Origin of the sequence: Micromonospora sp. LOL_023 (genome assembly GCF_048060115.1) — a bacterium.
Classification (GTDB): Bacteria; Actinomycetota; Actinomycetes; order Mycobacteriales; family Micromonosporaceae; genus Micromonospora_E.
Map to the genome: position 1 here is coordinate 100,276 of NZ_JBHMIM010000005.1, position 18,787 is coordinate 119,062.

Sequence of the window (18,787 nt, forward strand, 5' to 3'; positions counted from 1 at the left end):
GGATCGTACGCGTCATCCACGTGGGACGAAGCGGACCCGATGGCGACGCTCGTCGCGTCAGCCGCGGGCGACCTGCTGCAGGATCTCCGCGGCCTGCCGCAGCGTGTCGCGTTCGGCGGGGCTCAACGCGGCCAACCGGTCGGCGAGCCATTCGTCCCGGATCCGCTCGAACCCGACGATCACCTCGCGCCCCGACTCGGTCGCCGACAGGATCACCTGACGACCGTCGGTCGGATGCGGGGCACGCCGTACCAGCCCACGCTCCTCGAGCTTGGCGACGATCTTTGTCATCGTCGGTGGCTGGACCCGCTCGATGTCGGACAGCTCCCGTGGTGTCAGCGCACCGGCCAGCTGCAGGCTGGTCAGCGCCGAGAGCTGGGTGACCGTCAGGTCACCGACCGGGCGGGCCTGCCGGACCCGTCGGTTGAGTCGGGTGATGGCGTCACGCAGGGACGTCGCCAGTTGCGTCGCCGTGACCTGCTCCCCCATCACCGCCCACTCCGTCACGTTCGTTAGCCTAACTAACGAACACCCCGATCGCCCACCCGATATGACCACGGTCACCGGCGGCACCCAGGGTACCGCCGGTGACGGCAGTCGAGGCAGCGGCCGGTCAGCCGATCAACAACTCCAACGGGTGACGCAGGAAGTAGAGCGTGAAGAGCACGGCCACCCCGTACAGCAGCGGGTGCACCGTCGTGGCCCTGCCCTTCACCACCTTGATCAGCACGAAGGTGATCACCCCCGCGCCGATCCCGTTCGAGATCGAGTAGGTGAACGGCATCAACACGATGGTCAGGAACGCCGGGATGGCGATCTGGTAGTCGGTCCAGTCGATGGTGCGCACCGCGGTCAGCATCAGGAAGCCGACCACCACGAGCGCGGTCGACGCCGCTTCGAAGGGCACCACCTCGACCAACGGCGACAGAAAGACCGCGAGCAGGAACAGGGCGCCGGTGACCAGGTTGGCCGCCCCGGTCCGAGCACCCTCCGCGACCCCGGCGGCACTTTCGATGTACGAGGTGTTGCTCGACGTGCTGGCCAGACCGCCGGCCGCCGCCGCGATGGAGTCGACGACCAGGATCTCCCTGGTCCTCGGCGGCATCCCCTCGTCGTCGAGCAGGCCGCCCTCCTGGCCGACCGCGACCATGGTGCCCATCGTGTCGAAGAAGTCGGTCAGTAGCAGCGTGAAGACGAACATCAGCGCGATCAGCCAGGTCGCCGAATCCCAGGCACCCAGCACGCTGAAGTTGCCGAGCAGCGACAGGTCCGGCATGCCTACCACCCGCTCGGGCAGGCTCGGCACAGTCAGCGCCCAACCACCGGGCTGGCCGTCCGGCCCACCGGCCGGACCGAACTGGCCGATCGCCTCGACGACGATCGCCAGCACCGTGGAGCCGAGGATGCCGATCAGAATGGCGCCACGGACCTTCCGTACCACCAGCACCAGGGTGAGCAGCAGACCGAGAACGAAGACGAACGCGGGCCAGGTGGCGATCATGCCGTTGATGCCCAGGCCGAGCGGCGGCGATGCGGTCCCGCCGGTGACGAACCCGGCGTTCACGAAACCGATCAGGGCCAGGAAGAGTCCGATGCCGACCCCGATCGCCGTCTTCAGCTGGGTGGGCACGGCCCGGAAGACGGCGGTACGCAACCCGGTCAGCACCAACACCAGGATGATCACGCCCTCGATGACCACCAGTCCCATCGCGTCGGCCCAGGTCATCTGCGGCGCGATCTCGAACGCGACGAGGGCGTTCACCCCCAGCCCGGCGGCCAGGGCCAACGGGAACCGGGCGACGACGCCCATCAGCAGCGTCATCAGCCCGGCGACCAGGGCGGTGGCGGCGGCGATCGCCGGGATGGCCAGACTGGCCCCCTCGCCGTCGACGGCACTGCCCAGGATCAGCGGGTTCAACACCACGATGTACGCCATCGTGAAGAAGGTGGCCAGCCCGCCGCGTACCTCGCGGCCAGGGCTGGAACCACGGGCGGATATCTCGAAGTACCGGTCGAAAGCGTTACGCGGGGCACGATCCGGGGCGGGCCCGTTCGTCTCCGCCGAAACAGTAGCCATGCGTCCTCACAGCTGATCACAAGGATGGATGCGCGCATCGTCCCGATCATCTGTTACCGAGAAAGGTCATCTCGGTTACTTCCGCGACATCGATCGGCACCGTCGGGCTGACGGCACCGCGCTGGCTGGCACGCAGGACGTACGCTGGTCAGGTGCCCGAGTCGCCGCCACTGCGCCCGCCGAACGCCGATTCCGGCCCGGTGCGGCTCTCGAAGGCACCCCGCCCCGAGCCGCTGGACCCACCGATGGTGCCGCTCGCCGCCGGCGGCATGATCATCTGGGCGGTCGCCGGAGTGGCCTGCCTGTTGGCCCGGGACTGGCTGGCCGCGAACGACCGCACCGACTGGCTCTGGACCTGCCTGGCAGGTTTCCTGATCGGGCTGCCCGGCCTCGCGGTGATGCTACGGCACGACGCGTACCGTCGCCGGCGCGTCGCCGACGGACGTCAGCCGGAAAACTGACGCCGACGCCGCCCTCAGACCTCGGTCGACGACGAGGCCTGGTCGACGGTCACGGCTTCGAGCTCGCCATCGTCGTAGATCGTCGGAAGCTCGTCGACCGGTGTCTCGACCGCCCCGGCCAGGGTCTCCGAGTGCGCCCCACAACCGTGATCCACACTCACCACCCGGCCGTCGTCCGGCGCGTACACGTTGCCGCAGGCGCCGAACGCCTGCCGCAGGGCACCGGCCAGCATCAGGTAGAAACCACAGGTCCCGCAGCGGGCCGCGGCGGGCGCGGCGGCCGAGATCGGTGCCTGCGGGCCATGGTCACCGTCGTACCACCGCTGGGCCGTCTCGGCGCGGCCCTCCCGGGACATCACCCGGCTGCGGCCGAGGCCGAACTCCCAGGAGACCTCCTCCACGGCCGGATCGTCCGACAGCAGATAGCCCGGGGCGAGCCGGTCGTCGTCGAACGAGGTCGGCATCAGGTCACCGACGCCGAGGTCGCCGGGCTGGAGGCGGTCGTGCCAGGGCAGCCAGCCCGGGGCGAGCAACGCGTCCGGACCGGGCAGCAGCACCATCTCACAGACGGTCACCTGGCGGCTACGAGACACCCGGGTGACCGTGACCGCCCACCGCCAGCCCCGGTAGCCGGCCAGCTGACAGTCGAACAGGTGGGTGACCAGCCGCTCGCCCTCGGCGACCGCTTGCAGGTACTCGCCGACCTCGGCCGGATCCACCGCCTCGACGAGCGCAGCCCGCGCCACGTCGGCAGCTTGGGCGCAGACCGAATCGAGGCGGACGACACGAACGGTGCTCCTGGTCACTGTCCCATTGTTGCCTATTGGCTGACGCCGCCGACAGGGGCTCCCCGCCCGGCTCTTGGACACAGCCCGAGACGGGACCGCCACGGATGGGCGAGGATGTACCCATGGGGCTGTTCCGCTCACTCGGGCACACCGTGGGCACCGCGTACCGCGGCACCCGCGCGGTGCTGCGAGGCACCGCACACAGCAGCCGGTGGGCGGGACGCAAGGTTCTGCAGATCCGCCAGCGCGGTGCCGGTGGCGAGCCGGGGATGACCCGGCTGTTCGACCTGCACGCCACCTCCTGCTCCGGGGACACCCTGGTCGCCATCGGGCTCGCCGGCACGATCTTCTTCAGCGCCCCACTCGGTGAGGCACGCACCAGCGTCGCGCTCTACCTGCTGGTGACGATGGTGCCGTTCGCCCTGCTCGCCCCGGTGGTCGGACCGTTGCTCGACCACTTCCGGCACGGCCGACGGTACGCGCTGGCCACCACGATGCTCGGACGGGCGTTCCTGGCCTGGCTGATCGCCGACCACCTCAACGGGTTCGGGCTTTACCCGGCGGCGTTCGGGGTGCTCGCGCTGTCCCGGGCGTACGGGGTGGGCCGGTCGGCCGCCGTGCCCCGGCTCCTCCCACCAGGGCTGGGACTGTCCCAGGCCGGCGCGCGGGCCAGCGTCTACGGCACGATCGCCGGGGCGGTGGTCCTCCCGCTCGGGCTGGCGGCGTTCTGGTTCGGGCCGCAGTGGCCACTGCGGGTCGCGTCGGTGATCTTCCTTGTCGGCATGGTCATCGCGCTGCGGCTACCGCCCCTGGCCGATTCCGATCCACCGGAGCGGGTGCCACGGGCGTTCAACATGTTCGGACTGCGCCGCAGCGGCAACCGGCAGCGGATCCTCTCCGGGAGCCGGTTGGTGGTCGCCACCCTGATCGGCAGCTGCACGCTGCGTTGCCTCTACGGCTTCCTGCTGCTCTACCTCGCCTTCGCGATCAAGGCCGGGGACCTGGACACGGTCACCGTCGGGCGGGAACTCGGCGACGAGGGTGCGCTCGGCCTGGTCGGTGCCGCGCTGGCCGCCGGCAGCTTCGTCGCCACCGCGATCGGCAGCCGGATGCGGATCCACCATCCGCTCGCCCTGCAGTCCAGCGGGCTGGTCATCGTCGCCGGTACGGGCGTACTGGCCGCCCTGCAGTTCTCACTGCTGATGGTGTCACTCTTCTGCTTCGTCACCGCGGTCATCAGTGGCATCGGCAAGCTCGCGGTCGACGCGACCATTCAGGAACGAGTCTCGGAGAACCTGCGGGCCAGTGCCTTCGCCCATTCCGAGACGCTGCTGATGTTGTCGTTCGTGGCCGGCGGCGCGCTCGGGCTGATTCCGATGGACGGCCGGATCGGCGTCGCGGCGGCCGCCGGGTTCGCCGTACTGGCGGCGGGCAGAGCGGCGTTCGTCGCCGCCCGACGCCGAACGGAACGCCTCAACGGACGCCCGGCGGCCGACGTCACACCCGACAAACCGCACGATGTCCGGCGCAACACCGACCAGGACGGCCCGGCCGAGGTCGTACCCGACGACTCGGATCCGCCCGACTCGGATCCGCCCGGATCGGACCGTGCGGCGCGGACGGAGGTCGTCGCGCCGCAGAAGGCTCGCCGGTCGATCTTCCCGGCCCGCCCTCGGCCCAGGCCCCGACCGGCTCCCCCGGCCCCGGTCACCGCCGGGTCGACCGGCGGCGCCGGGCCAACGCCGGCGCAGGCGACACCCCCGGTGGTTCCGGCGCCGGTGACCGAGACCGGCGACGGCGGACCCGAGGACGACGACGACCTGCTCCAGCCGCGATTCCACATCTACCGTCCCTCGTCGGCGGCCCGCCGCGACGGCGAGTCTCCGTCCGACGCCCCGACCGACCGGTGACCACTGGCAGAATCCCGGTGTGCGGATCCTGATCGTGACGGCCGTCGAGGCGGAGGCGACCGCCGTGCGGCGCGGCCTGGCCGCCGGCTCCGGCACCGGGACCGAGATCGAGGTGGCGGCAGGCGGTGTCGGCGCGGCGGCGGCCGCCGCCGCGACCAGCCGGCAACTGGCGCTCGCGGCGGCCAGCGGCCGGCCGTACCAGGCGGTGGTCAGCGCCGGGATAGCCGGCGGGTTCCCAGACCGGATCGGCCTCGGGCAGACCGCCGTCGCCACCCGCAGCGTCGCGGCGGACCTCGGGGCCCAATCGCCCGACGGCTTCCTCACCCTCGACGAACTCGGCTTCGGCTCGACGGTGGCGACCACCGACGACCCGCTCACCGACTGGCTGCGGTCCGGGTTGCCGGACGCGGTGCCCGGCGCGGTGTTGACCGTCAACACCGTGACCGGCAGCGCTTCGCGGGCCAGCACGCTCGCCGACCGGTACCCCGACGCGGTGGCCGAGGCGATGGAGGGGTACGGCGTGGCCTGCGCCGCCGAGCTGACCGGCCTGCCGTTCGCGGAGCTGCGTACCGTCTCCAACCCGGTCGGTCCACGCGACCGGGCCGCCTGGCGGATCCCGCAGGCGCTGGCCGCGTTGACCGCCGCCGTCGACCGGTTACCGTGGCGGTCGTGGCCCTGAAGCTGGCGTTCTCCCCCTGCCCCAACGACACCTTCGTGTTCCACGCGCTGGCCCACGGGCTGGTGCCGGACGCCCCGCCGGTCACCGTCACCTACGCCGACGTGGACGTCACCAACACAGCGGCGCAACGCGGCGAGTACGACCTGGTGAAGGTGAGCTACGCCGCGTTGCCGTGGCTGCTCGGCGACTACGAACTGCTGCCCTGCGGTGGGGCGCTGGGCCGTGGCTGCGGGCCGCTGCTGCTGACCGGTGACGCCGCCGGGCCGCGCCTGACCGATGGCGACCTGACCGGGGCGAGCGTCGCCGTACCCGGTGAGCGGACCACCGCGTACCTGCTGTTCCGGCTCTGGTCGGCGGGCCGGCCACCGGCCCGGATCGAGGTCGTGCCGTTCCACGAGATCATGCCCGCGGTGGCCGCCGGCCGGTTCGACGCCGGTCTGGTGATCCACGAGGCGCGGTTCACCTACCACCGGTACGGGCTGACCGAACTGGTCGATCTCGGCGCGTGGTGGGAATCCGACACCGGCCTACCGATCCCGCTGGGCGCGATCCTGGCCCGGCGGGGGGTGGTCGATCCGGCGCGGGCCCGATCGTGGGTACGCGAGTCGGTACGCCGGGCGTGGGCCGATCCGGCCGCCTCCCGGAACTACGTGCTGGCGCACGCCCAGGAGATGGAGCCGGACGTGGTGGACCGGCACATCAAGCTGTACGTCAACGAGTTCACCGAGGACCTCGGTGTCGAGGGGCACGCCGCGGTCACCGCCCTGTTGCAACGGGCGGCAGCGCACGGGCTCACCCCGCCACTGCCGCCCGGTTGACCGCTGCGCGTGCCGTGCCTCGACCTGGAGCTGGTGCTGGCCTCAGACCTCCAGCTCGCGGGCGACCGCGTGCACCAGGTTGGCCACGTTCTGCGCGGTCTTGCGATCCGGGAACCTGCCCCGGCGCAGGTCCGGCTGGATCTTCGCCTCCAGCACCTTGATCATGTCCTCGACCAGGCCGTGCAGCTCCTCCGGCGGACGTCTGCGCAGCTCCGCCACGGACGGCGGGGCCTCCAACAGCGTCACGCCAAGGGCCTGCGCGCCACGACGGCTGTCCACCAGCCCGAACTCCACCCGCTGTCCGGTTTTGAGGTCGGTGACACCAGCTGGCAACGCTCCCTTCGGGAGGAAAACGTCGCCACCTTCGTCACTGGTGACGAAACCGAATCCCTTGCCTGCGTCGTACCACTTCACTCGACCCGTCGGCACACTGACCTCGACTTCACTTGGAGGGTTGACCTCATCAGGCTAGCCGGAGCAGATCATCGAGTGCCGCTGGGAATCCGGTCAGGTCGTCGATGACCAACGCGGCCCCGGCCGAGCGCAGATCAGCCGCCGGACAGGGGCCGGACGCCACGCCGACGCCGGGAATCCCGGCGGTCCGGGCGGCCACCATGTCGGCGGTGTGATCACCGACGTACACCTGCACGCCGTGCCTGCGCAGCGCGTCCGCCTTGCCCTCGGCGAACAGGTCCCCGGCGAGCGCGTCGACCGGCAGCCCCAGGTGGTCCAGGTGCAGCTGGGCGAGCCGGCCGAGCTTCGAGGTGACCACCACCACCCGACCGCCCCGGGCGCGGATCAGGTCGACGGCGGCGACAGCGCCGGGTAGCGGCAACGACGGGGCGATCGCGTACCGGGGGTAGAGGGCGCGGTACCGCTCGACGGCGTCCTCGACCTGCTCGGGTGGGAACCACTGGCGGATCTCGTGGCGTAGCGGCGGGCCGAGCCGGGACACCGCGACAGCGGCGTCCACGTACACGCCGGTGTGTTCGGTCAACGCCCGGTACGTCGCGGCGATCCCCGGCCGGGAGTCGATCAACGTCATGTCCAGGTCGAATCCGACCGCGGGCACCATCCACACGTCCTCTCCCCGAACACCGGCCCCGGGCCGTCGGAACCGCCGGATCCCCGGGAGATCGGCTGCCACGGACACCGGCCAGGTGGCCATCGTCGCACGGTCCGCTCAGCCCGCTCCGGTCGGCCGAGGACACCAACGGCGTCCGGCGGGCTAGCGTGGAACAACCATGGCCACCACACTCGCCGATCATCTGCGGTCCCGCTCCGACGCGGAGTTGGGCGACCTGCTGCGCCTACGCCCGGACCTGGTGGTTCCGGCACCGACGGACCTCACCGCCCTGGCTGCTCGGGCCCAGTCGCGGGTCTCCACCGCCCGCGCACTCGACGATCTCGACGAGTTCACCTTGCGTGTCCTGGACGCGGCACGGTTGTCGCGGGACCCGGCCGACGGCCGCACCTCCGTCGACGCCGTGCTGGCGATGGCGTCGGCACCGGACGGCGGGGTGGACACCGGACCGGTCCACGCCGCCGTCGACCGGCTCCGGGCCCGCTGCCTGCTGTACGGGCCGGCCGAGCGGCTACTGGTCGCCGGCGGGGTGGACGAGGCGTCGCCGCCGTACCCGGCCGGGCTGGGTCGGCCCGCGGCCGACCTGGACCAACGGGTGGCCCGGCTGTGCGCCGATCCGGCGCTGCTGCGGCGGACGCTGTTGAGCGCGCCGCCGGCCGCGCGGGCGGTGCTCGACCGGTTGGCCGCCGGCCCGCCGGTGGGCACGGTCGGCAACGGCGCGGCCGGCCGGAACCCGACGAGCCACGACCCGGGCGGTGGTGCCGGCCCGGCGGCCGGTCAGCCGACGGCCGACGGCGTGAGCCCGGTGCGGTGGCTGGTCGAGGCCGGCCTGTTGGCGGTGGTGACCGACGTGCCCGCGACGGCCGCCGGTCAGGCGGTGGAGCTGCCCCGCGAGATCGGGCTGCTGCTACGCCGGGACACCGGGCCGCTCGGCGTGTTGCGACCGGACCCGCCCCGGATCACCGTCACCGAGCGGGAACCCAAGGTCGTCGACTCCACCGGGGCCGGACAGGCCATGGAGATCGTCCGCAACACCGGTGCACTGCTGGACGCGCTGTCCGCCGAGCCCGTCCCGCTGCTGCGGGCCGGCGGGGTCGGGATCCGCGAACTGCGCCGGCTGGCCCGGGTGGTCGGCGTCCCCGAGTCACTCGCCGGGCTGCTCGTCGAGGTCGGGTACGCGGCCGGGCTGCTCGGTGAGGCGGACGCGCCCGCGTCGCGCAACCCCGCCACCGTCGACCAGCATCTGCTGCCGACCGGCGGCTACGACCGGTGGTCGACGGAGCCGTTGGCCCGCCGCTGGGAGCAGTTGGCCGAGGCGTGGCTGGCGATGACCCGTAGCCCCGGGCTGATCGGCCAACGCGACGACAAGGACCGGCTGATCACGCCGCGTTCGCCGGAGGTGGAGCGGGCCGGGGCACCGACGGTCCGCCGTACCCTGCTGGCAGTGCTGGCCGGGCTGGCGCCGGGCTCGGTGCCGGGCGCCGACGACGTGCTGACCCTGCTCGGCTGGCAGACCCCGCGGCGCAGCCGTGGCCGCGACGAACTGCACCGGGAGGTCCTCGACGAGGCCGGGCAACTGGGGCTGACCGGGCTCGGGGCGCTGACCGGGTACGGCCGGTTGCTCCTCGACGACGACGGCAATGCCAGCCGGGTCGGATCGGACCTCTCCGTGGACCACGATCCGCTCGGGGTGCTGGAGACCGGCCACGGGCACCGGGGCGAGGCCTCGGCGGTGGAACGGGCGCTGGACGCCCTGCTACCGGCCCCGGTCGACCATTTCCTGGTGCAGGCGGACCTCACCGTGGTGGTACCCGGGCCACCGGAGCCGACCCTGACGGCGGAGTTGGAGCTGGTCGCCGAGCCGGAGTCGGCGGGCGCGGCCAGCGTGCACCGGGTCACCCCGGCCAGCATCCGGCGGTCGCTGGACGCCGGGTACTCCGCCGGTGAGCTGCACGAACTGTTCGCCCGCCGGTCACGGACCCCGGTGCCGCAGGGCCTGACCTACCTGATCGACGATTCGGCCCGTACCCATGGTGGGCTGCGCGCCGGTTCGGCCGCCGGCTATCTGCGCAGCGACGACGAGGCGCTGCTGACCGAGGTGTTGGCGGATCGTCGGTTGGTCGGTTTGTCGCTGCGCCGGCTGGCGCCGACGGTGCTGGTCACCGTGGTGCCGCCCGGTCGGCTGGTCGAGGCGCTGCGGCAGGTGGGTTACGCGCCGACGGCCGAGGACGGCGCCGGGGCCGCGCTGCGCCGCCAGCCCCGGGTACGCCGGGCTCCGCTGCGCCACCCGGTGACGTTGCGGGCGAGCGACCCGTTCGCGGCACCGAAGCTGACCGGATCGCGGGTCGAGGCCCTGGTGGAGCAGTTGCGTCGCGGCGAGGCGGCGGCCCGGGTCCTGCGGCGGGCACCAGCGCCGGTACGGGTGGCGAACGGGCAGCCGGTCGACGGGCTGGCCGCCGTACAGGCGCATTCCCAGGCGTTGGCGGTGTTGCAGCAGGCGGTGCGGGACAAGGCGCTGGTCTGGGTCGGCTACGTGGACGCCCACGGCGCTCCGGCTTCGCGGCTGGTCCGGCCGGTGTCGATCGGGGCGGGATATTTGCGGGCCGAGGACGACCGGACCGAGACGCTGCACACGTTCGCGCTGCAGCGGGTGACCGCTGCGGTTCCGCACGACTGACGCATCCTGCGCGACGGGCCCGCGGCCGCGCGGCCGATGGAGCGGACCCACGCCGGGTGGGACCGGCGCCCGGGTTCAGCCGGGCCGCGGGCCGCCGCCGTGACGGTGCCGGCGGGCCGCCTCGATCACCGAGACGGCGAGCAGCAGCGCGAACGCGGTGCCGAGCACCTCGCCGACGGAGTCGATGAAGCCCTGCCGCAGCACCAGCCAGCCGAAGAAGAACCAGCCGACGAGCAGAGTCGACACGAACGCGTACCAGAAGAGGGTGCCGCGGGAGACGGACACCGGGCCGCCGGAGTCGGTCGCTCGCCCGCGCACCGGGTCGCTGACCGTCATGACCGTCCTTCCCACCGATCGTTACGTCTCAATCAAGACTGGCAGGTCGACGACGCGGCGCACAGCAATTCGCGTGTTGAGACATTTCCGGGTCTTGCTGGACACCACGCCGAACAGCGCCGGTGCGGGTCAGATGAATCCGCACCGGCGCTGTGAGCGTGTTCGACGAACGTGGGTCTCAGCTCACGGGGTGAGTACCACCGTGGAGATACTGCGTGCGCCCACGTTGACGGAGACCTGCCTGCCGTTCACGCTGACCGACTGGCTGGCCGCGTTGGAGTACTGCGAGGTGAGGTAGTGCTCCGCCCGCGTGACGTTCTGCGGTACCTGGATGACGGCGTTGTTGACCGCGCTGTTCGACCGGTTGAGGATCACCAGGGTGGTCTTTCCGCCGCCGGTGTAGGCGGTCACCTCCAGCGGCGACGCCTTGGAGCTCTTCGTCAGGGCGACCCGCTGATAGCCGGGGCGCACGTACTTGGCGTACTGCGAGAAGGCGTACCCGCGCTTGAGCGGAGCCCCCGCCGTGGTGCCGTAGGCCGCTTCACCATCACCGATGAAGGAGTAGAACCGCTTGCCGTACCACCAGATGTAGGCACCCCAGTTGGCCTCCATCGTCCGGTGCACCGTCCGCATGATGTCGTCGAGTGTCTCGTCCCAGACGGCCTGGTTGCTGGGGTTCCCCCAGATGTTGGAGCCGCTGCCGTCGGCCTCGTGATGGTTCCACTCGGTCATCCACACCGGTTTGCCGTGCTGGTTGGCCAGGTTGTACGGCCCCAGTCGGCCTGAAGACTCGAGACCGTACAGGTGCCCACCGATATAGCCGATGTTGTTGCGGGCGGTAGCGTCGTTGAGCGTCGGGTCGGTGTAGCTGTAGTTCAGGTTGACCGCCTCGGCGACCATCAGCTCGGTGTTCTGCACCCGCTGTCCGTGGTCGCGGACGAAGTTGCGCAGCTCGGTGCCGCTCCAGTCCATCGAGTCGTAGTTCGGGTGCCAGTCCGGCTCATTCTGCACCGAGGTGACGTCGACCGTCACACCCTGGTTGCGCATGTACTGGACGTAGCTGTTCAGATGGTTGGCGTAGTCGTCGTAGTAGTCGGTGCGCAGCTTGCCGCCGTTGATCCGGCTGTTGTTGGTCTTCCATGCCGCCGGTGCTGTCCACGGTGACGCGAGGATCTTCACGTCGGAGCCGTACGACTTCGCGGTGCGCAGGGCGTTGACCTGGACCGGCCACTCACCGGACTCCGGGGAGATCCCGGTCCGGATGATCGAAAGGCCCAACTGGTTGGGGCCCAGCCCGACCAGGGTCTGGGTTTCGGCGGTCGACCAGGTGCTGCTGCCCCAGATCCAGGTGGCGGCTCCGAAGCCGTCGACGGTCTGGTACCGGCTGGTGCTGTTCACCGTGATGTCGGCCGGCCCGGTCGGCGGTGGACTGGTCGGGGGCGCGGTGGTCGGTGGCGCCGTCGTCGAGGGCGCTGTCGTCGGTGGCGCCGTCGTCGGTGGCGCCGTCGTCGGTGGCGCCGTCGTCGGGGTCGTGCTGCCGGTGCAGGCCACCCCGTTCATCGCGAAGCTGGTCGGCGCCGGGTTGCTGCCGGTCCAGGATCCGTTGAAGCCGAACGAGGTCGTGCCGTTGGTCGGAATGTTCCCGTTGTAGCTGACGTTTCTCGCGGTGATCGCAGAACCACTTTGAGTCAGCGTCGTGTTCCAGGCCTGGGTGATGGTCTGTCCGGCGCTGTAGGACCAGGTGAGCGCCCAACTGGTGACCGGATCACCCAGATTGGTGATGGCGACGTTGGCCCCGAACCCGCCCGGCCACTGCGACGACACCGCGTAGTTCACCGAGCATCCGGCGGCGGCGGCCCCTGCGGGCACTGCCGCCGCGACTGCGGCGGAGGCCAGCAGCACCGTGCTGGCCGATGCCAAAGCTACCTTGCTTCTCAACTTTCCCATCTGTTTCTCCTGATTCCACGATGACAGCTGAGTCGTCCGGATCGGCACCTGCGCCGCTCAGCTCGCGGTGCAGCTGGGCGTCGGGATGGAGCCGTTGCCGGTTGCCTGGAAGCCGAACTCGGTCCACTGCCCGGCACTCACCCGGCCGTTGTAGTCCACATTGGTCCAATCGACGGCACCGGTGTTGCCACTGCGGTTGGCGTTCCACGATCCGGTCACCGTGGCACCGGGCGGCACCGTGAGACGCACCCGCCAACCGTTGATCGACGACGAACCGGCGGTCACCCGTACGGTTGCCACGAAGCCACCGTTCCAGGAGTTCAGCGACACGCTGGCGGAGCAGCCGCCACTCGGCGGCGGCGGAGTGGTCACCGGTGGCGGCGCCGTGGTGGGCGGTGCCGTCGTGGGCGGTGCCGTCGTGGGCGGTGCCGTCGTGGGCGGTGCCGTCGTGGGCGGCGGGTTGCCGGTGCCTGAGTTGAGGGCGTTGAGCACCGCGTCGTACGCCGGCTTCTTGTTGCCGTTGCCGTCGAACAGCAGCGGGTTCGCGCCGGTCCGCCACGAGTCCGGGTCGAGCACGCCCCACACGGTGATCCCGGTGCACCGGGAGACCGCCAGACAGGCCCGGGTCACCTGGCCGTACATGTTGGCCTGATTTCCGCCCTGCAGGATGTCGAGCTCGGTGATCTGCACGTCCACACCGAGGTCGGCGAAACGCTGGATGTTCTGCTGGTAGGTCGAGTTCAGCGTGGTGCCCAGGTGCGACTGCAGGCCGACGCAGTCGATCGGCACCCCTCGGGCCTTGAAGTCACGGACCATGTTGTAGATAGCGGTCGACTTCGCGTTGATCCCGTCGGTGTTGTAGTCGTTGTAGCAGAGCTTGGCACTGGGGTCGGCCGCCCGGGCGGTACGGAACGCGACCTCGATCCAGTCGTTGCCGGTGCGCTGCAGGTTGGAGTCACGCCGGCCGCCGCTGCTGCCGTCGGCGAACGCCTCGTTGACCACGTCCCAGGAGTGGATCTGGCCACGCCAGTGCCCGGCGACCCGGTTGATGTGGTTGATCATGGCGTTGCGCAGCGCCGTGCCGGAGAGGTTCCGCGCCCATTGCGGTTGCTGGCTGTGCCAGACCAGGGTGTGGCCGCGGACCGTCATGCCGTTGGCTCGGGCGTGCGCGACGAGCCGGTCGCCGTTGGTGAAGTTGAACTGGTTCTGACTCGGCTCAGTGTGGTCCCACTTCATCTCGTTCTCGGCCACGATGGAGTTGAACTCGCGGTTGAGGACCGTGACGTGCGGTTGGCGCGTCAGCATGAACGAGTTGGTGGCGGCCCCGAAGTAGCGGCCGGACTGGGCCGCCGCCGCGCCGAGCGTCGTCGCCGCGCTGGCGGAGCTGGCCATCGTCACCGCCATGCCGGCACTCAGCGCCATCGTCGCGGCGACCGCGACCACGGAGCGCATCCCTCTGGTCCTTCTCATTTTCGTACCCTTTCCTGCCTCGGCCAGATGTGAGCATTCGCCCGCAACCAGGTCCGACCACCAGACACGGCAGCACTCGCCACCTCCGCACCGGCACCCGTCGTGTTCCAGTTGCTGTCCATCGTCGGACCGTTCGTCGTCACCGCCTGCGTCGATTCGCTGCCCCGACGCAGAGCAACGTCCACAGGAGAAGAGGCTGACTGTCGGAGCCGCGGGTGGCGGGGTGGTCCACGGACCGGGGATGCCGGCTGGGACGGCGAACGGTTGTCTTGCCTAACGGCGGCGATGGCTCCCGCATGGTGGCGACGTCAGGCCCGACTGACGGCGGCAGCGTCGCGGCGAGGCCCACGGGCCGCGCGTACCGACGTTGCTGGTGCTCACGACCGCTCGGACCGGTGTGGGTCCGGCGGCGCCGGAAAGCGTGCCCTGCGCTCTCTGCCTGAAGGCTAGTTTCGATCGCCAGCAGAAGCAATACATCGAAGGCCAAGAATGGGCTGCGCACGCGTTGCGTCGTTGCAACCCGTGGGTCCTTCTCGGCTTCCGGGCGGCCGCACCCCGATCGGCCGCGCGGACGGGCCGCTCGCCCCCGTTGCCCTGCCCGCCGCGCCACCTCCCGGGCTGCCGCTGGGGCCCGGACGGGGGTCGCTGTGCGGATCGAACGTGCCCGTCCGTCGCCGACCGTCGCGACGCTGCCCCGACGCGGAACAGCCGTCATGGATAAGGACGCCAACCGGACCCGACAGGTTGCGGGAATCGAGATTCTCTCTGAATCGCCACTCTGACAGTGGCGTCGGTCACTGTTGTCCGGGCATCTGCCCGCAGGCTGTGTGACACTGGGTGGCCGGCCAGAGGGAGAACTGACGTGCACAACGGGCCACTCATCGTTCAGTCGGACAAGACCTTGCTGCTCGAGGTCGACCACCCGGACGCCACCGCCTGCCGGATGGCGATAGCGCCGTTCGCCGAGTTGGAACGCTCACCGGAGCACGTGCACACGTACCGGCTCAGTCCGCTCGGCCTGTGGAACGCCCGCGCCGCCGGCCATGACGCCGAAGGTGTCGTGGACGCGCTGCTGAAGTTCTCCCGTTACCCGGTGCCGCACTCGCTGCTGGTCGACGTCGCCGAGACGATGGACCGCTACGGCCGGCTGCAGCTGGCCAACGACCCGGCACACGGCCTGGTACTGCGGACCACCGACCGCGCGGTGCTGACCGAGGTGGTCAAGAGCAAGAAGCTGGCTGGCATGTTCGGCGCCAAGGTCGACGACGACACAGTGGCGGTGCACCCGTCGGAACGGGGCCGGCTGAAGCAGGGGCTACTCAAACTGGGCTGGCCGGCCGAGGACCTCGCCGGGTACGTCGACGGCGAGGCGCACCCGATCGACCTGGACACCGCCGGCGACGACGGTCGGCCCGGCTGGACACTGCGCTCGTACCAGCAGGAGGCGGTGGAGCACTTCTGGGCCGGCGGTTCCGGCGTGGTGGTGTTGCCCTGCGGAGCCGGCAAGACCCTGGTCGGGGCGGCGGCGATGGCCCAGGTCAAGGCGACCACCCTGATCCTGGTCACCAACACCGTCGCCGGCCGGCAGTGGAAAAGGGAGCTGATCGCCCGCACCTCGCTGACCGCTGACGAGATCGGCGAGTACTCCGGCGAGCGCAAGGAGATCCGGGCGGTCACCATCGCCACGTACCAGGTGCTGACCTCGCGGCGCGGCGGCGCCTTCACCCACCTGGACCTGTTCAACGCCCGCGACTGGGGTCTGGTGATCTACGACGAGGTGCACCTGCTCCCGGCGCCGATCTTCCGGTTCACCGCTGACCTGCAGGCCCGCCGCCGGCTCGGGCTGACCGCCACCCTGGTACGCGAGGACGGCCGTGAAGGCGACGTCTTCTCGCTGATCGGCCCGAAGCGCTACGACGCGCCGTGGAAGGACATCGAGGCGCAGGGTTGGATCGCCCCGGCCGAGTGTGTCGAGGTGCGGGTCACCCTCACCGACGCCGAACGGATGGGCTACGCGGTCACCGAGGCGGATGAGCGCTATCGGGCGGCGGCCACCGCCCGCACCAAGCTGCCGGTGGTCAAGGCGCTGGTGCAGCGGCACCGCGGCGATCAGGTGCTGGTCATCGGGGCGTACATCGACCAGCTGCACCAGCTCGGCGAGTACCTCGAGGCACCGATCGTGCAGGGCTCGACCACGAACAAGGAGCGGGAGCGGCTGTTCGACGCGTTCCGGCAGGGCGAGATTCCGACGTTGATCATCTCGAAGGTGGGGAACTTCTCCATCGACCTGCCGGAGGCGGCGGTGGCGATCCAGGTCTCGGGGACGTTCGGCTCCCGGCAGGAGGAGGCCCAGCGGCTGGGTCGGGTGCTGCGCCCCAAGGCCGACGGGCGGCAGGCGCACTTCTACACGGTCGTCTCCCGGGACACCATCGACACCGAGTACGCCGCGCACCGGCAACGGTTCCTCGCCGAGCAGGGGTACGCGTACACGATCGTCGACGCCGACGACATCCTTGGCCCCGCCCTCCCCTGACCCCCTCCCCGTCCCCCCTCCATGATCGCGACGATCTTGCAGTTATCGAGAGCATTTGCCCGAAATGTCCATCGATAAGTGCAAGATCGTCGCGATCATGGAGGGGGGACGGGTGGGCCGGGGGTGAGCAGGTCGACGAGCAGATCGCCGTACCGCTCGATCCGGTCCAGCACCTCGGCGGCGGTGAACTGGCGGACGACGCCCGGCTCCCCGGCGGCGGTGGCCTCCACCTCCGGCCAGGTCAGCGGGGTCGACGCGGCCGGCACCGGCCCGGCCCGCAGCGAGTACGGCGCCACCGTTGTCTTGGCCGCGTTGTTCTGACTCCAGTCGATGAAGACCCGACCGGGGCGCAGCCGTTTGGCCATCTTCGAGGTGATCGTCTTCGGTGACCGGCGTTCCAGTTCCTCGGCGACCCGCTTGACGTACCCGGAGATCTCGTCGGCCGACTGCACGGCGGCGACCGGGGCGCAGAGCTGCATCCCCTTGCGCCCGGAGGTCTTCGGATAGCAGGCGATGCCGTCGTCGGCGAACCGGTCCCGGATCAGTACGGCGGCCACGCAGCACTCCTCGATGCCGGCCGGTGCCCCCGGATCGAGATCCACGACGAGCAGGTCCGGATCGGCGCCGACCCGCCACTGCGGGGTGTGCAGTTCCAACGCGGCCAGGTTTGCCAGCCAGACCAGGGTCGGCAGATCGTCGGCGACGACGAAGTCGATCTCTTCCCGGCCCCGGGACGAGCCGGGGGTGGGCAGCCGCTCGGTCCGCACCCAGTCCGGGGTGCTGGCCGGCGCGTTCTTCTCGAAGAAGAACTGGCCGTCGACGCCGTTCGGGTAGCGGATCCTGGTCACCGCCCGGTCGGCCAGATGCGGCAGCAGGACCACCGATACGCGGGTGTAGTAGTCGATCACCTCACCCTTGGTGAAGCCGGCACCGGGATAGAGCACCTTGTCGAGGTTCGACAGCTCAAGGGACCGACCGGCCACCTCGACCCGGATCCGACCCGCCGCGCCCAACCCCCGGTCAGCCGGCATCGGCGTTGTCCTCGTCGACGTCGGCGGCGGGCACATCGGAACGGACGCGCAGGAAGCGGGGAAACCGCAACCGGCCGTCCGGCGTCTGCTGGCCGTACCGGACCTCGATCACGACTTCGGGTCGTACCCAGATCGCGCCCCGGGCGTCCTCGCGGGGCAGCGGCGGGTCGAACGGCGGCGCGTCGGCGCGCAGCGGCTCCAGCGCCGCGAGCAGTGCCCGTTCGGCCGCGGCCCCGATGCCACCGCCGACCCGCCCGGCGAACCGCAGGGCACCGGGCCGGGCCCGCGCTGGCACGCCGACCAGCAGTCCGCCGATGCGGCGCACGCCGGGACGCCAGCCCCCGACGACGAAGTCCCTGGTCAGCTCGATTTTCACCTTGACCCAGTCGGGGCTGCGGGCACCGGGGCGGTAGACGCCGTCGTGCCGTTTGGCGACCACGCCTTCGAGCCCGTGCTCGGCGGCGGCGTCCCGGGTGGCCGGGCCGTCGGCGAAACCGGGCGGCACCGCCCAGGCCGGGCCGGCCAGGCCGAGCGCTTCGAGGGCGTGCCGACGGTCCCGGTACGGCCAGCCGGTCAGGTCCGCGCCGCGTAGCCGCAGCAGGTCGAAGATCATGTACGTGGCGGGGGCGGTGGCGGCGAGCCGGGCGGCCCGCACCGGGTCGCGGACGTGCATCCGCTCGGCGAGCGCGGTGAACGACGGCCGGCCGGCGGCGTCGAGCAGCACCATCTCCCCGTCGAGCAGGGCGTCGTCCAGGCTCCGGGGCAGCCCGGACAGCTCCGGGTACGCGGCGGTGATCTCGGCACCGGAGCGGGCGTACAGCCGCTGGCTTCCGCCGGAGATGTCGGCCAGGGCGCGCACGCCGTCCCATTTGAACTCGTACCGCCAGCCGGGGCCTGTGGGCAGCTCCCCGGTCGTCGCGAGCATCGGCCGCAGCGGTCCACCCGGCACGACACCACTCTAGTTCGAGCAACGAAG

At 71.0% G+C, this 18,787-nt stretch carries 16 protein-coding genes; 6 read left to right on the top strand and 10 right to left on the bottom strand.

The genetic code is table 11. The features are described 5' to 3' along the window. Nucleotides 1–57 precede the first annotated feature (57 nt). Both ACFHVL_RS04560 and ACFHVL_RS04565 read right to left on the bottom strand, forming a co-directional pair. Nucleotides 58–489: a MarR family winged helix-turn-helix transcriptional regulator gene (locus ACFHVL_RS04560; protein WP_416625851.1), complete on the bottom strand. Its 432-nt coding sequence runs from the start codon at nucleotides 487–489 to the stop codon at nucleotides 58–60. Between the two features lie 124 nt (nucleotides 490–613). Then, a complete protein-coding gene (locus tag ACFHVL_RS04565) occupies nucleotides 614–2,077 on the bottom strand; it encodes an NCS2 family permease (RefSeq protein ID WP_416625798.1) in 1,464 nt (487 codons plus the stop codon). A gap of 245 nt (nucleotides 2,078–2,322) precedes the next feature. On the opposite strand from ACFHVL_RS04565, the gene ACFHVL_RS04570 reads away from it, so the two are divergent. Beyond that, a complete protein-coding gene (locus ACFHVL_RS04570; RefSeq protein ID WP_416625852.1) occupies nucleotides 2,323–2,538 on the top strand; it encodes a DUF2530 domain-containing protein in 216 nt (71 codons plus the stop codon). A gap of 14 nt (nucleotides 2,539–2,552) precedes the next feature. On the opposite strand, the gene ACFHVL_RS04575 is transcribed toward ACFHVL_RS04570, so the two are convergent. Further along, on the bottom strand, nucleotides 2,553–3,362 hold the full coding sequence (locus tag ACFHVL_RS04575; protein WP_416625853.1) for a DUF3027 domain-containing protein: 810 nt from the start codon (nucleotides 3,360–3,362) through the stop codon (nucleotides 2,553–2,555). 86 nt (nucleotides 3,363–3,448) lie between these two features. Here ACFHVL_RS04575 and ACFHVL_RS04580 point away from each other — a divergent pair, with 86 nt between their 5' ends. From ACFHVL_RS04580 to ACFHVL_RS04590, 3 genes are read left to right on the top strand one after another with little or no spacing between them, the layout of a single operon-like run. After that, nucleotides 3,449–5,236 carry an MFS transporter gene (locus ACFHVL_RS04580; protein ID WP_416625799.1) on the top strand — a complete coding sequence of 596 codons (1,788 nt, stop codon included), beginning with the start codon at nucleotides 3,449–3,451 and terminating at the stop codon, nucleotides 5,234–5,236. 19 nt (nucleotides 5,237–5,255) lie between these two features. Beyond that, the gene (locus ACFHVL_RS04585) at nucleotides 5,256–5,915 is read left to right on the top strand and encodes a futalosine hydrolase (RefSeq protein ID WP_416625800.1); all 660 of its coding nucleotides are present in this window, start codon (nucleotides 5,256–5,258) and stop codon (nucleotides 5,913–5,915) included. Beyond that, complete coding sequence (locus ACFHVL_RS04590; protein WP_416625801.1) at nucleotides 5,906–6,733, top strand: 1,4-dihydroxy-6-naphthoate synthase; 828 nt, start codon at nucleotides 5,906–5,908, stop codon at nucleotides 6,731–6,733. Before ACFHVL_RS04585 ends, ACFHVL_RS04590 begins: the two co-directional genes overlap by 10 nt. Before the next feature lie 42 nt (nucleotides 6,734–6,775). On the opposite strand, the gene ACFHVL_RS04595 is transcribed toward ACFHVL_RS04590, so the two are convergent. Together ACFHVL_RS04595 and ACFHVL_RS04600 are read right to left on the bottom strand one after the other, a co-directional pair. After that, nucleotides 6,776–7,162, bottom strand: coding sequence for a cold-shock protein (locus ACFHVL_RS04595; protein ID WP_416625802.1), 387 nt, complete (start codon nucleotides 7,160–7,162; stop codon nucleotides 6,776–6,778). Between the two features lie 34 nt (nucleotides 7,163–7,196). Then, entirely contained in the window at nucleotides 7,197–7,808 is a 612-nt protein-coding gene (locus tag ACFHVL_RS04600; RefSeq protein WP_416625803.1) for an HAD family hydrolase, read from the bottom strand. A 169-nt stretch (nucleotides 7,809–7,977) separates the two neighbouring features. On the opposite strand from ACFHVL_RS04600, the gene ACFHVL_RS04605 reads away from it, so the two are divergent. Then, the gene (locus ACFHVL_RS04605; RefSeq protein WP_416625804.1) at nucleotides 7,978–10,494 is read left to right on the top strand and encodes a helicase-associated domain-containing protein; all 2,517 of its coding nucleotides are present in this window, start codon (nucleotides 7,978–7,980) and stop codon (nucleotides 10,492–10,494) included. A gap of 75 nt (nucleotides 10,495–10,569) precedes the next feature. Here the strand turns inward: ACFHVL_RS04605 and ACFHVL_RS04610 are convergent, their stop codons facing one another. The 3 genes from ACFHVL_RS04610 to ACFHVL_RS04620 form a co-directional block, all read right to left on the bottom strand. Next, on the bottom strand, nucleotides 10,570–10,830 hold the full coding sequence (locus ACFHVL_RS04610; RefSeq protein ID WP_416625805.1) for a hypothetical protein: 261 nt from the start codon (nucleotides 10,828–10,830) through the stop codon (nucleotides 10,570–10,572). 183 nt (nucleotides 10,831–11,013) lie between these two features. Further along, a complete protein-coding gene (locus tag ACFHVL_RS04615; protein ID WP_416625806.1) occupies nucleotides 11,014–12,777 on the bottom strand; it encodes a cellulose binding domain-containing protein in 1,764 nt (587 codons plus the stop codon). A 57-nt stretch (nucleotides 12,778–12,834) separates the two neighbouring features. Then, nucleotides 12,835–14,247 carry an endo-1,4-beta-xylanase gene (locus ACFHVL_RS04620; RefSeq protein ID WP_416625807.1) on the bottom strand — a complete coding sequence of 471 codons (1,413 nt, stop codon included), beginning with the start codon at nucleotides 14,245–14,247 and terminating at the stop codon, nucleotides 12,835–12,837. An 862-nt stretch (nucleotides 14,248–15,109) separates the two neighbouring features. Between ACFHVL_RS04620 and ACFHVL_RS04625 the strand changes: the two genes are divergently transcribed. Further along, on the top strand, nucleotides 15,110–16,780 hold the full coding sequence (locus ACFHVL_RS04625) for a DNA repair helicase XPB (RefSeq protein WP_416625808.1): 1,671 nt from the start codon (nucleotides 15,110–15,112) through the stop codon (nucleotides 16,778–16,780). Between the two features lie 95 nt (nucleotides 16,781–16,875). Here ACFHVL_RS04625 and ligD (ACFHVL_RS04630) read toward each other — a convergent pair whose 3' ends face one another. Continuing rightward, nucleotides 16,876–17,811, bottom strand: coding sequence for a non-homologous end-joining DNA ligase (gene ligD, locus ACFHVL_RS04630; RefSeq protein ID WP_416625809.1), 936 nt, complete (start codon nucleotides 17,809–17,811; stop codon nucleotides 16,876–16,878). Continuing rightward, nucleotides 17,801–18,760 (bottom strand): non-homologous end-joining DNA ligase, encoded by a 960-nt coding sequence (gene ligD, locus ACFHVL_RS04635; protein WP_416625810.1) that lies wholly within the window; start codon nucleotides 18,758–18,760, stop codon nucleotides 17,801–17,803. Before ligD (ACFHVL_RS04635) ends, ligD (ACFHVL_RS04630) begins: the two co-directional genes overlap by 11 nt. Nucleotides 18,761–18,787 lie beyond the last annotated feature (27 nt).